Raw genomic sequence first — 13,085 nt, 5'->3', positions numbered from 1 at the left:
AGGACTTTCATGATCGAGATAAAACACCTGAAAACGCTACAAGCGTTGCGGAACTGCGGTTCGCTCGCAGCGGCTGCGGCCACGCTGCATCAAACACAATCCGCCCTGTCCCACCAGTTCAGCGATCTGGAACAACGCCTTGGCTTTCGTCTGTTCGTGCGTAAGAGCCAGCCGCTGCGCTTTACGCCGCAGGGCGAGATTTTGCTGCAGCTGGCAAATCAGGTGCTGCCGCAAATCGCCAGCGCTCTGCAATCCTGCAATGAGCCGCAGCAGACACGGCTGCGCATCGCAATTGAATGTCATAGCTGTATTCAGTGGCTGACGCCCGCGCTTGAGAATTTCCGTCAGAACTGGCCGCAGGTAGAGATGGACTTTAAATCGGGCGTGACCTTTGACCCGCAGCCGTCTCTCCAGCAGGGCGAGCTGGATCTGGTGCTGACTTCCGATATTCTGCCGCGCAGCGGTCTGCACTATTCGCCGATGTTTGATTATGAAGTGCGCCTGGTGCTGGCACCTGACCATCCGCTGGCGGTGAAAACGCGCGTCACGCCGGAAGATCTGGCGACCGAAACGTTGATGATCTATCCGGTGCAGCGCAGTCGTCTGGATATCTGGCGCCATTTCCTGCAACCAGCAGGCATCAGCCCGAACCTGAAAAGTGTCGATAACACCCTGCTGCTGATTCAGATGGTGGCGGCTAAAATGGGGATCGCGGCGCTGCCGCACTGGGTGGTGGAGAGCTTTGAACGTCAGGGCCTGGTAGTAACCAAAACCCTGGGTGAGGGATTGTGGAGCCGACTGTACGCTGCCGTGCGCGATGGCGAGCAGCGTCAGCCGGTCACGGAGGCGTTTATTCGCTCAGCGCGGAATCACGCTTGCGACCATCTGCCGTTTGTTCGGAGCGCGGAGCGACCCAATGGCGATGCACCCACAGGGAAGCCAGAATTACCGTTCCCCCAATAATAAAGCTCGGCCAGTGGGGTTGTTCCTGCCAGATTGCCAGGTTCACCAGCAGCCCCGCAGGCACGTGAACGTTGTTCATGATGCCCAGCGTCCCGGCATCCACCTGCGTGGCCCCGTAGTTCCACATAAAGTAACCCAGCCCTGAAGCGACTACCCCAAGCCAGATCAGCACGCTCCATTGCAGTGTGGTGGTCGGCAATTTTTGCGGATTGCCCAGCATAAACCACGCCACCACCGCCACGATGAACGCCCCCATATAAAACCAGGCGAACGCGTTGTGCTGCGGCATCGGGTGGATCTCCATCAGGCGTTTGTAACCCACCATGCCAATGGCAAAGCTGATGTTCGCGAGCTGGACAAACATCAGCCCGGTCCAGAAGTGATCGCTCACTTTGTCGTAGCGAATAATCGCCGCACCGGCCACCGCCAGCAACGCGCTCAGGACGTAGCCCCAGCGCAGACGACGTTTGCTCAGCAGGTCATAAATCAACGTGATGTAGAGCGGCGTCAGCACCGTGAACAGCAGGAATTCCGATACCGACAGATAGACATAGGCGCGGAAACTGAACAGATACATGATGCCGAGCTGCATTGCGCCCACCAGCATGTATAGCAGAATGGTTTTGATCGTCTGTCCGCGCAAGCGCAGGAACGGCAGAAACACCAGTGCAGCCAGCCCAACGCGCATCAGCACAGAGAAGTAGCTGTCGACGTGTCCGGCAAGATATTCACCGATCAGGCTGAACGAGAAGGCCCACAGGATAGTGGTGATAATGAGTAGCGCCACAATGCATGTCTCTCAGAAAGAAGGACGTGCATTGTAGCGAACTCTTCAGTTGACAACTGAGTAATAAATAATCAAATGAAGATTATTCAAGGAACAGTTTGCGCAGGTAGTTCGGCACGGCGTTATCGGTGTTGGTGCCAATCACCTCCAGCTCCGGGTGCAGATCTTTCAGACGCTGGTGCGCGTTTTCCATAATGCAGCCTTTCCCGGCCATCGACAGCATTTCAGCGTCGTTCATGCCGTCGCCAAAGGCGATGCAATCTTTCAGCTCGTAGCCCATGCGTTTTGCCACCGCTTCCAGCGCGTGACCTTTCGATACGCCGCCCGCCATCACTTCCAGACAGGTCAACGTTGAGAAGCTGACGTTCACCCGGTCGCCCCAGCGCGCGTTAATGGCCTGCTCCAGCGGCAGCAGCTCTTCGTGGCTTTCGCAGGTGAAGAACACTTTACTGATCCCTTCAGGCTCCAGCAGACCCGGCTCGTACAGGGTGTAGTTGAAAACCGCTTCCTTGAAGAAACGCATTTCATCCGGACGATGACGGTTCATAAACCAGTCGTCGTTGCGGTAAACGTTGGTGACGATTGACGGGTTGCTATGCACCACGCCAAACAGGTCGGCGGCGATATCGCGATCGAGGTTATGGGTGAAGATCAGATTGCCGTCGGTGTCGTGTACGCGCGCACCGTTGGAGGTGATCATGTACGCTTTGATGTCCAGATTATCGCGGATCTGCCCCACGTCCACGTGGTGGCGGCCTGTTGCGAAGACGAAATTCACGCCACGGGCTGTCAGGAGTTTTAAAGTTTCTTTCGCGTAAGGCGACAGGGTGTGGTCGGGAGAAAGCAGCGTGCCATCTAAATCAGATGCGACAACCTGGTACATAGGAAAATTTAACCTCAATAGGAAATCAGTTATGCCTGTCGAAAAACTCGACGATAGCGTTGAGCGCGACTGAGCGCATGGTGTCCTTTTCAAAAAGGATCTCATGGTACGCGCCCTTTATGACCAAGGGTTTCTCCCCTTCACAGGGGTGCCCGGCGGCGGCGCGCAATTCGCAAAAACGGTCGTGCATGCGGTTATCCACCACACGCTCTTCTTCCGCCTGAATCAGTAACGTTGGCGTGGCATCTTTACCCGCACCGGCCAGCGCAGACTCCCCCGCGCGGATACCCTCACGCACCCAGTGGTACGTTGGTCCACCGACGCGCAGGCGCGGCTCATCAGCGTAGAAACGCAGGTTACGCCGATACCGCTGGCGGCTATGCGTTAGCACGTTCACGGCAAACGGCAGGGCGCGCCAGCGACCGGTGCCGATCGCGTAGCCTTCACGAATGCGCTGATGGCCCTCAGCCCAGTCGAGAATATGGCGCACCATCCAGTCCGGAAAGCGCATCACGATGCCAAACATCGGCGCGGTGAGCGCGATGGCATCGCACTGATGCGGATGACGCTGTAAAAAGAGCGTCGCAATCGCCCCGCCCATGGAGTGTGCCAGGATATAGCGCTTGCGCCACGGACCCGGCTGTACTTCCTGCTCCCAGAACGCGGCGAGATCGTCGACATAATCGCTGAAATTCACCACATGCCCGCGGTGCGAGTCGGATAACAACCGACCGGAGCGCCCTTGCCCACGATGGTCGATAATCAGTACATCAAACCCAAGATGGAAAAGGTCGTAGGCCAGTTCAGCGTATTTAACGTAACTTTCGATACGACCGGGGCAAACCACGATCACGCGGTCGTTTTTGACATTCCGAAAACGAACAAAGCGCACCGGAACATTATCCACGCCTGTGATTTCGGCTTCTTCGCGCTGACGCCAGAAATCGGTCAGCGGCCCCATGGAGAAAGCAGCAAATGCGTTCTCGCGTGTTTCCCAGTCCTTTTTCTGCTGAAACATCGGGTTTCCACCCCTGTAAGCCAAGGAATATCGTTTTTTCTGGTTGCGTCACACAATGACGCGACAATAGCGTATTGTGGCATAAAAATAGACGATTCGGGAGTTTCAAATGACCTTCGAGTGGTGGTTCGCTTACCTGCTGACATCCATCATCCTGAGCCTTTCCCCTGGCTCTGGCGCGATCAATACCATGACCACGTCCATTAACCACGGCTATCGCGGCGCGGTCGCGTCCATTGCCGGACTGCAGACCGGGCTGGGTATTCATATCGTGCTGGTGGGGATTGGCCTTGGGACGCTGTTCTCGCGTTCGGTGCTGGCGTTTGAAGTGCTCAAATGGGCGGGCGCGGCCTATCTGATCTGGCTGGGCATCCAGCAGTGGCGCGCGGCAGGCTCGATTGACCTGAATACCCTCGCCCATACCCAGACGCGTGGTCGCCTGTTTAAACGCGCGGTATTTGTGAACCTGACCAACCCGAAAAGCATCGTCTTTCTCGCCGCCCTCTTTCCGCAGTTTATTGTCCCGCATCAGCCACAGGTGATGCAGTACGTGGTGCTCGGAGCCACCACCATTATCGTCGATATCATTGTGATGATTGGTTACGCAACCCTGGCGCAACGAATTGCCGCGTGGATAAAAGGGCCGAAACAGATGAAGACGCTGAACAAAGTGTTCGGGTCGTTGTTTATGCTGGTGGGTGCGTTGCTGGCGTCGGCGAGGCATGCTTAGCCGGGAAAAGCCGGATAGCGGTGCAAGCACCGCATCCGGCATTCAGGATATTAGCGGGAGATAATCAGGTGAATCCCAAACCCTGCGAAGAGCGCACCCGCAAAGCCGTCGATCCACTTCGCCAGGCGTTGATAGCCGCGGCGCATGGACGGTAAGGCGAACAGGCTCGCTACCACGGTAAACCACGCGAAGGTTTCGACGACGATCAGCAGGAAAATGCCCCAGCGCGCGCCCGCGCCGACGTCGTCACCGACGAACAGGGAAAACACCGAGCCGAAGTAGATAATCGCTTTTGGATTTGCAAGGTTGGTCAGTAAGCCGCGCACGAAACTGCGTCCACCGGTCGCCAGCTCAACGTTAGGTTCAGCGGCTACGCTCTCTTCTTTCTTCAGCGCACCGCGCAGCATCTGGTAGCCCATCCAGCACAGATACAAGCCACCGCCGACCATAATGATATTATGCAGCCAGGCCATTTTCGCGAGGATAAGGTTCAGGCCAAGCAGCGCAACGGCAGCCCAGACCATGACACCCATGGTAATACCGAGCACGCCCATCATCGCCTCTTTGCGGGAGCGGCTGACGGCAGTCTGCGAAACGAAGAAAAAGTCAGGGCCAGGGCTCATCAACGCAACGATGTGCACCAACGCCACTGTGAGGAATAGCATTAACATAATTAACTCGCGGGAAAATAATTCAGTGAGTCACCATCCTGGCACTTTTTAGCCGGACTGACTACTCCTCATCGTCACCATCAGCATGGGAACGAATAAGCGCCATAAATTCTTTGCCAAAGCGCTCGAGTTTGCGCGTACCAACGCCGTTGACACTCAGCATTTCACCGGCGCTGAGCGGCATCTGCTCGGCCATTTCGATCAGCGTCGCATCGTTGAACACCACATACGGCGGGATGTTCTCTTCGTCGGCAATCGCTTTACGCAGCTTGCGCAGTTTGGCAAACAGCTTGCGATCGTAGTTGCCGCCGTAGGATTTCTGCATCACGCGCGGTTTCAGAGCGACGACGCGTGGAACCGCAAGCTGCAGCGCTAACTCACCGCGCAGCACAGGACGCGCCGCTTCCGTGAGCTGAAGCGCGGAGTGCTGGGCGATATTTTGTGTGGCGAAACCGAGGTGAATCAGCTGACGGATAATACTCACCCAGTGTTCGTGGCTCTGTTCGCGGCCAATGCCATAAACCGGCAGCTTATCGTGGCCCATCTCGCGGATACGCTGATTATTTGCACCGCGCAGCACTTCCACCACGTAACCCATACCAAAGCGCTGATTCACGCGGTAAATGGTTGAGAGCGCCTTACGCGCGTCCATCAGCCCATCGTACTGTTTTGGCGGGTCGAGACAAATATCGCAGTTACCGCACGGCTCCTGGCGCCCCTCACCAAAGTAGTTAAGCAGTACCAGTCGACGGCAGGTTTGCGCTTCGGCAAACGCGCCCATCGCGTTGAGCTTATGACGCTCGATATCCAGCAGCTGCCCCTGCGGTTTTTCTTCCAGGCAGCGGCGCAGCCACGCCATATCCGCCGGATCGTAAAACAGCATCGCTTCGGCAGGCAGACCGTCACGCCCGGCGCGGCCCGTCTCCTGATAGTAGGATTCGATATTGCGCGGGATGTCGAAATGCACCACAAAGCGCACGTTCGGTTTGTTGATCCCCATCCCGAACGCCACGGTCGCGACCACGATTTGCAGGTCATCACGCTGGAATTTTTCCTGCACATCGGCGCGGATATGGTTTTCTAAACCGGCGTGATAGGCCGCAGCGCTAAAGCCACGGTTTTGCAGACGCGCGGCGGTGTCTTCCACTTTCGCACGGCTGTTGCAGTAAATAATGCCGGATTTGCCGCGCTGCTCCTGCACGTAGCGCAGAAGCTGGTCCGTCGGCTTGAATTTTTCCATCAGCATGTAGCGGATGTTGGGGCGGTCGAAGCTGCTGACCTGGATAAAGGGATCGTTAAGCCCGAGCAGGCGCACGATGTCCAGACGCGTGGTGTCATCCGCCGTGGCGGTGAGTGCCATAAACGGCAGCGCCGGGAAACGCTGGCGGAGCTGGCCGAGTGCGGCGTATTCCGGGCGGAAATCGTGACCCCACTGGGAGATACAGTGCGCTTCGTCGACCGCCAGCAGCACCGGGTTCCAGTGCGCCAAATGTTCGAGGAAGTTGTCCAGCATCAGACGTTCCGGGGCGATGTACAGCAGGCGAATCTGCCCGGTACGGCATCCGGCCATCACTTCCTGCTGCTGTTCACGAGTCTGAGTGGAGTTGATACAGGCAGCGGCGACGCCGTTAGCCAGCAGCTGATCCACCTGGTCTTTCATCAGGGAAATGAGCGGTGAAACCACCACCGTAAGACCATCCAGCACCAGCGCGGGAACCTGATAGCACAGGGATTTGCCGCCGCCTGTCGGCATCACTACCAGACAGTCGCGGCCTTCCAGCACGGTTTCAATGATGGTTTCCTGGCCAGGGCGGAATTGCTGGTAGCCAAAGGTTTCATGCAAAACCTGTTTAGCCAGCGATTCCTGATTCATTACTTCCGCCTGCGCCACGTTAACCCCATTTGCCAGATACAAAACAGGCGCTATTTTCAGCGCCTGAGAGAGAAACTTCAACGTTTAACGCAAAAACATTCTAGCAGGCTAGAAAAGATCGTTAAGCATCACGCCCACGCCGACGCGGGTCTGATTGAAGTTGTAGTCGATCAGCGACTCGCCGTAACCGCTGTACACCTGAGTATAGATGCGTACATGTTTGGTCATCGGGTAGCTCAGCCCCAGCTCTGCGCCGCCGTAACCGGTGTTCCAGTTGTACTGACCTTTGGCGCTCAGCACCGCATCGCCCAGCTGATAGCCGATCTTCAGCTGATAGTAGCCCATGTATTTGGTGATATCCGGGTTGTCGTCCGTATCGCCAATCACATACCACGGCTTCACTTCTACCATCCAGTTGCCGTTTTCCGCCATCAGACGTGTGTACAGGCGGTTCCAGCTACGCGAGGTCGGATCGGAACGGCCGTTGGAGTCGTGGTTATAGCCAAACTCCACATCACGCAGCGTCCAGCCGGCAAATTCGTCGTCGGTCGCAAAACCGAGGAACAGCTGCGGCTCATAGTTGGTTTCGCGGAACGGAGAAGATTCGCCGCTATTGGAGAGCTGCCACCAGGATTTCTGGGTATATGAGCCGCCCAGAACCGAGTTCGGCCCCAGAATGCCGCGCCAGAACGGGAAGGCCAGGCTGAGCTGGAACTTCACTTCGTCTTTACGCGCATTATCGGACCAGTTATAGGAGCTGATCGCTTCTTTGTTGAGATCGCTCGTCTGGGTGTAGATCACATAGTTTGTGTCGTACGGGTAGAGCGTGAACGGGTTATCGTGCTCCTGAAGCATGTTAGCAATAATGCTGCCGCGAACGGCGGGCTTATCGTGCACTTCCTTGAGCGTCGCTTCCTGCGCAAATGCTGTGAGCGGCAGCGTAACCGCCGCCAGTAACCAACCCAGATACGTCCGCATCGGTGGGGTTCTCCTGCAAAATGAAATTATGTGAATAGTTATGTGGGCCACATTCTACCTATTTCTCAATTAACTTCCCCTCTTCGTTTCTGAAAGTGGAATTCCTTATCTCTGAAGCATAAAATCAACATTTTGTTAACAACGAAGGATGCGACTTTTCATGTCAGCCACGCTTACCGCTGAAGAAGCTCTGAAACTGGTGGGAGAGATTTTTGTCTATCACATGCCCTTTAACCGCGCGCTGGGGCTGGAGCTTGAACGTTACGAGAAGGGATTCGCTCAGCTCAGCTTTAACAATCAGCCGATGATGGTGGGAAACTGGGCGCAAAGCATTTTGCACGGCGGAGTGATCGCTTCTGCGCTGGATGTTGCCGCCGGGCTGGTCTGCGTGGGCAGCACGCTGGCGCGCCATGACACCATCAACGAAGATGAACTGCGTCAGCGCTTATCCAGAATGGGCACCATTGATTTACGCGTGGATTATTTACGGCCAGGCCGCGGGAACCGTTTTACCGCCACCAGCAGTCTGCTGCGCGCAGGCAATAAGGTCGCCGTCGCTCGCGTCGAATTGCATAACGAAGAGCAGGTTTACATCGCCAGCGCAACCGCCACTTATATGGTGGGTTGAGAAGGTGTAATCGGGTAAAATGAATTTACTTTTTTGTAACGGATTATCCCGATGGATGCTAAACAGACGCGGCAGGGCGTTTTACTCGCTCTGGCCGCTTATTTTATATGGGGTATCGCGCCTGCGTACTTCAAGCTGATCTACTTTGTCCCGGCCGACGAAATCCTCACCCACCGTGTGATCTGGTCCTTTTTCTTTATGGTGGCGCTGATGAGCGTGAGCCGCCAGTGGTCGGGCGTGAAAACGCTGATGCAAACCCCGAAGAAGATTTTCCTGCTGGCGCTGTCTGCGGTGCTGATCGGCGGCAACTGGCTGCTGTTCATCTGGGCGGTGAACAACCACCATATGCTGGAAGCGAGCCTCGGCTATTTTATTAACCCGCTGGTGAATATCGTGCTGGGGATGCTGTTCCTCGGCGAGCGTTTCCGCCGAATGCAGTGGGTGGCGGTGCTCCTGGCGCTGTGCGGCGTACTGGTACAGCTTTGGACCTTCGGCTCGCTGCCGATCATTGCTCTGGGGCTGGCGTTTAGCTTTGCGTTTTACGGCCTGGTGCGTAAGAAAATCGCCGTGGAAGCGCAAACCGGGATGCTGTTTGAAACCCTGTGGCTGCTGCCGCTGGCGGCGATTTATCTGTTCGGCATCGCCGACAGCAGCACCAGCCATATGGCGAATAATCCGTGGTCGCTGAATCTGATGCTGATTGCCGCCGGTGTTGTCACCACCATCCCGCTGCTGTGCTTCACCGGTGCCGCCACACGCTTACGCCTCTCCACGCTTGGCTTCTTCCAGTATATCGGCCCGACGCTGATGTTCCTGCTGGCGGTGGTGTTCTACGGCGAAGTACCGGGTGCGGATAAGATGGTGACGTTCGCATTCATCTGGGTGGCGCTGGCGGTATTTGTCGCCGATGCGATTTATACCCAGCGTAGAGTGCGGAAAGGGATGTGATTTTTTGCCGGTGGGCGCTTTGCCACTCTGGCCTACAGATTACGTAGGCCGGAGAAGGCGTAGCTGCCACCCGGCATCACGCTCAAAGCCAGTTACGACGTTTGAAATAGAGATACGGTGCCAGCCCGGCGAGGATCATAAAGATAATCGCGCCCGGGTAGCCGAAGCTCCAGCGCAGTTCCGGCATAAACTCAAAGTTCATCCCGTAGCTCGACGCCACCAGCGTTGGCGGCAGGAACACCACCGACACCACCGAGAAGATCTTGATGATGCGGTTCTGCTCGATATTGATAAAGCCCATCGCCGCCTGCATAAGGAAGTTAACTTTCTGGAACAGGGATTCGTTGTGCGGCAACAGGGATTCGATATCGCGCAGGATCTCACGCGCCTGCTCCAGCTGACCGCCCGGTAAACGCGCTTTACGCACCAGGAAGTTCAGGGCGCGCTGGGTATCCATCAGACACAAACGCACTTTCCAGCCGATATCTTCCTGCTCCGCCAGCGTCGACAGCGCTTCGTCATATTCATCGCCCTGATGGCCTTCCATGATCACGCGGCTCAGCTTTTCCAGATCGCTGTAGATGTTTTCGATTTCGTCCGCCAGCTGCTCGATTTTGGTTTCGAACAGGTCGAGCAGCAGCTCGTAGGCGTTACCATCTACCATCGCCTGGCTGCGGGCACGCATGCGGTAGAGACGAAACGCAGGCAGCTCGCGTTCGCGCAGGGTGAACAGGCGGCCATCACGAATGGTAAATGCGACGGTGGAGTTACCGGCGTGATCTTCCGCATCTTCATAGAAAAAGAAGGAGTGGATATGCAGGCCGTCTTCGTCTTCAAAGAAACGCGCGGAGGCCTCGATGTCTTCCAGTTCCGGGCGGGTCGCCAGGCTTTGTCCGAGCTCTGATTGTACGCGAAGGCGTTCATCGTCGTCCGGCTCGACCAGATCCACCCATACGGCATCAATGAGGGGCTGTGACTCTTCAGCTTCAAGCCGAATCAGTCGGTTTTTTTCCAGTTGAAATGCGCTCAACATGACCGGGACTCCCAATGCAAAAAATATCGGACAGTTCGGTGGGCACACAGAAACAATATGGGTTTCAGACCATTAAAAGCCTGACTCAGCGCGACGGGAATTAAGCAGGTCGCTGACAACCACTAAGGCCATCAGCAAGAGGAGATAGCCTTAGGAGTTGTTCCTGGATGACAGGGAATTGAGCCAGTATCTACTGGGTGTGTCCAAGGCGAATGTCCTCTTAGCGTAATCGTGCGCGCATGTTACGCCAGCAATAACTGTGGCGTCAACACGCAACGGAACGCTGAAGAGCAATAAATAGCCTTCAGCTTATAAGGCTAGCAGATTATTACAAAATAATGATATTTTTCTGAATGTTACACTGTTTCCAGCTTGGCGTAAGCCGCGACCAGCCATTTGATCCCCTGCCCCTGGAACGCCACCTGCAGGCGACTGTGCTCGCCGCTGCCTTCCAGATTCACGATGGTGCCTTCACCAAATTTGGAATGGCGAACGCGCTGGCCCAGCTTGTAGCCCGTATCGTTTTCCGAAATCGGCGTGCCCATCCGCTGATGGTTGACCGGACGGCTGATACTGGCGCGCAAACGCACCTCTTCGACGCACTCCTCCGGCAGCTCGCCGATGAAGCGCGACGGGCGATGGTAGACCTCTTTGCCGTACAGACGGCGCGTTTCCGCATAGGTCAGGGTCAGCTTTTGCATCGCACGGGTGACGCCCACATAGGCCAGCCGACGCTCCTCTTCCAGACGCCCGCCTTCATCGAGCGACATCTGGCTTGGGAACATCCCCTCTTCCATCCCGACGATAAACACCTGCGGGAACTCTAGCCCTTTCGCCGAGTGCAGCGTCATCAGTTGAACCGCATCCTGCCAGGTATCCGCCTGCCCTTCGCCCGCTTCCAGCGCCGCGTGAGAGAGGAATGCCTGCAGCGGCATCAGATCTTCGTCTTCTTCGTTGTAGCTGAACTGGCGCGTTGCCGTCACCAGTTCCTCTAAGTTCTCAATACGCGTCTGGCCTTTCTCGCCTTTTTCCTGCTCGTACATCATGCGCAGACCGGAATCTTTCACCACCCGGTCCGTCTGCACGTGCAGCGGCATGTCGGCCGTTTCCTGTGCCAGCGCGTCAATCAGTTCGATAAAGCGCTGAAGCGCGCTCGCGGCGCGTCCTGCCAGCGCTTTTTCCTGCAACAGCTCACGGCACGCCTGCCACAGGGTGAGCTGGCGGTCACGGGAGGCCTGGCGCACCACGTCGAGGGTGCGATCGCCGATGCCGCGCGTGGGTGTGTTCACCACGCGCTCAAAGGCCGCGTCGTCGTTGCGGTTGGCAATCAGGCGCAGATAGGAGAGCGCATCTTTGATTTCCTGACGTTCGAAGAAGCGCATGCCGCCGTAAATGCGATACGGCATGCTGACCTGTAACAGCGCCTCTTCCAGCACGCGCGACTGGGCGTTGCTGCGATAGAGAATGGCGCACTGCTCAAGCGCTCCGCCGTTTTCCTGCCAGGTTTTAATGCGGTTGACCACAAAGCGGGCTTCATCCAGCTCGTTGAATGCGCAGTAAATTGAAATCGGCTCACCATCGACGCCGTCGGTCCACAGCTTTTTGCCCAGACGCCCGTTGTTGTTTTCTATCAGGGCGTTTGCGGCGCTCAGAATATTGCTGGTTGAACGGTAGTTCTGCTCCAGACGAATGGTTTCGGCGCCCGGGAAGTCGTTCAGGAAGCGCTGGATGTTTTCCACCTGCGCGCCGCGCCAGCCGTAAATCGACTGGTCATCATCGCCGACGATCATCACTTTGCCGGTATCGCCCGCCAGCAAGCGGATCCACGCGTACTGAATGTTGTTGGTATCCTGGAATTCGTCCACCAGGATGTTGGTGAAGCGCTCGCGGTAATGCTGAAGAATATGCGGTTTGTTGAGCCACAGCTCATGGGCGCGCAGCAGCAACTCGGCGAAATCGACCAGCCCCGCGCGGTCGCAGGCTTCCTGATAGGCCTGATAGACCTTCTGCCAGGTTTGCTCCACCGGATTACCGAAGCTCTGAATGTGGTGCGGGCGTAGCCCTTCGTCTTTCTGGCTGTTGATGTACCACATCGCCTGACGCGGCGGCCACTGCTTCTCGTCGAGATTCATCGCCTTAATCAGGCGTTTAAGCAGGCGCAGCTGGTCTTCACTGTCGAGGATCTGAAAATCCTGCGGCAGATTGGCATCCATATGGTGCGCGCGCAGCAGACGGTGCGCCAGCCCGTGGAACGTGCCTACCCACATGCCGCCCTGGCTGGTGCCCATTAGCTGTGCGATACGGTGGCGCATCTCTGCCGCCGCTTTGTTGGTAAAGGTCACCGCCATGATGGAGTACGGCGAGCAGTTCTCTACGCTCTGCAGCCATGCGATGCGATGCACCAGAACACGCGTCTTACCACTGCCCGCCCCTGCCAGCACCAGCATATTGGTCCGCGTCGCGGCAACCGCGTCGCGCTGTTTGTCATTAAGGCTGTCGAGAAGGTAAGAAACGTCCATTGGCACCGCCAGAAGTCATCTGCCCGACAGCGTTTTTTCTGCCGGGCATACTGT

At 56.6% G+C, this 13,085-nt stretch carries 13 protein-coding genes; 4 read left to right on the top strand and 9 right to left on the bottom strand.

Translation table 11 applies throughout. The annotated features are described in order from the left end of the window. Positions 1-9: 9 nt before the first annotated feature. Positions 10-963, top strand: a complete 954-nt coding sequence (gene metR / locus F153LOC_RS19360; protein ID WP_102105644.1) for an HTH-type transcriptional regulator MetR — start codon at positions 10-12, stop codon at positions 961-963. Here metR and F153LOC_RS19355 read toward each other — a convergent pair. From F153LOC_RS19355 to pldB, 3 genes are all read right to left on the bottom strand, one after another. Beyond that, positions 851-1,750: a carboxylate/amino acid/amine transporter gene (locus tag F153LOC_RS19355; protein ID WP_102105645.1), complete on the bottom strand. Its 900-nt coding sequence runs from the start codon at positions 1,748-1,750 to the stop codon at positions 851-853. The genes metR and F153LOC_RS19355 overlap by 113 nt on opposite strands. Positions 1,751-1,832: 82 nt before the next feature. Beyond that, positions 1,833-2,633 (bottom strand): sugar/pyridoxal phosphate phosphatase YigL, encoded by an 801-nt coding sequence (yigL, locus tag F153LOC_RS19350; RefSeq protein WP_100778451.1) that lies wholly within the window; start codon positions 2,631-2,633, stop codon positions 1,833-1,835. Between the two features lie 25 nt (positions 2,634-2,658). Continuing rightward, positions 2,659-3,651, bottom strand: coding sequence for a lysophospholipase L2 (gene pldB, locus F153LOC_RS19345; RefSeq protein ID WP_102105646.1), 993 nt, complete (start codon positions 3,649-3,651; stop codon positions 2,659-2,661). A gap of 109 nt (positions 3,652-3,760) precedes the next feature. Here pldB and rhtB point away from each other — a divergent pair, with 109 nt between their 5' ends. Further along, positions 3,761-4,381: a homoserine/homoserine lactone efflux protein gene (gene rhtB / locus F153LOC_RS19340; protein ID WP_102105647.1), complete on the top strand. Its 621-nt coding sequence runs from the start codon at positions 3,761-3,763 to the stop codon at positions 4,379-4,381. Positions 4,382-4,431: 50 nt separating this feature from the next. Here rhtB and rhtC read toward each other — a convergent pair whose 3' ends face one another. The 3 genes from rhtC to pldA all read right to left on the bottom strand — a co-directional run bounded on the left by rhtC (position 4,432) and on the right by pldA (position 7,903). After that, positions 4,432-5,052, bottom strand: a complete 621-nt coding sequence (gene rhtC / locus F153LOC_RS19335; RefSeq protein WP_100778448.1) for a threonine export protein RhtC — start codon at positions 5,050-5,052, stop codon at positions 4,432-4,434. 61 nt (positions 5,053-5,113) lie between these two features. Beyond that, complete coding sequence (recQ, locus tag F153LOC_RS19330; protein ID WP_100780793.1) at positions 5,114-6,943, bottom strand: ATP-dependent DNA helicase RecQ; 1,830 nt, start codon at positions 6,941-6,943, stop codon at positions 5,114-5,116. Positions 6,944-7,033: 90 nt separating this feature from the next. Next, on the bottom strand, positions 7,034-7,903 hold the full coding sequence (gene pldA, locus F153LOC_RS19325; RefSeq protein WP_100778447.1) for a phospholipase A: 870 nt from the start codon (positions 7,901-7,903) through the stop codon (positions 7,034-7,036). Between the two features lie 160 nt (positions 7,904-8,063). Here pldA and yigI point away from each other — a divergent pair, with 160 nt between their 5' ends. Together yigI and rarD are read left to right on the top strand one after the other, a co-directional pair. Continuing rightward, positions 8,064-8,531, top strand: coding sequence for an acyl-CoA thioesterase YigI (yigI, locus tag F153LOC_RS19320; RefSeq protein WP_095283881.1), 468 nt, complete (start codon positions 8,064-8,066; stop codon positions 8,529-8,531). A 51-nt stretch (positions 8,532-8,582) separates the two neighbouring features. Further along, positions 8,583-9,479 carry an EamA family transporter RarD gene (gene rarD / locus F153LOC_RS19315; RefSeq protein ID WP_102105648.1) on the top strand — a complete coding sequence of 299 codons (897 nt, stop codon included), beginning with the start codon at positions 8,583-8,585 and terminating at the stop codon, positions 9,477-9,479. An 82-nt stretch (positions 9,480-9,561) separates the two neighbouring features. Here rarD and corA read toward each other — a convergent pair whose 3' ends face one another. From corA to uvrD, 3 genes are all read right to left on the bottom strand, one after another. Next, complete coding sequence (gene corA, locus F153LOC_RS19310) at positions 9,562-10,512, bottom strand: magnesium/cobalt transporter CorA (protein ID WP_095283883.1); 951 nt, start codon at positions 10,510-10,512, stop codon at positions 9,562-9,564. 150 nt (positions 10,513-10,662) lie between these two features. Next, the gene (gene ysgD / locus F153LOC_RS21810; protein WP_212743980.1) at positions 10,663-10,719 is read right to left on the bottom strand and encodes a YsgD/CorL family protein; all 57 of its coding nucleotides are present in this window, start codon (positions 10,717-10,719) and stop codon (positions 10,663-10,665) included. Between the two features lie 149 nt (positions 10,720-10,868). Then, the gene (uvrD, locus tag F153LOC_RS19305) at positions 10,869-13,031 is read right to left on the bottom strand and encodes a DNA helicase II (protein WP_102105649.1); all 2,163 of its coding nucleotides are present in this window, start codon (positions 13,029-13,031) and stop codon (positions 10,869-10,871) included. Between the last annotated feature and the right edge of the window lie 54 nt (positions 13,032-13,085).

It is taken from the genome of Lelliottia sp. F153 (assembly GCF_002870005.1).
Taxonomy (GTDB): domain Bacteria; phylum Pseudomonadota; class Gammaproteobacteria; order Enterobacterales; family Enterobacteriaceae; genus Enterobacter; species Enterobacter nimipressuralis.
The sequence above is the reverse complement of the archived record's forward strand: the minus strand, read 5'-3'. Positions and strand labels throughout refer to the sequence as shown.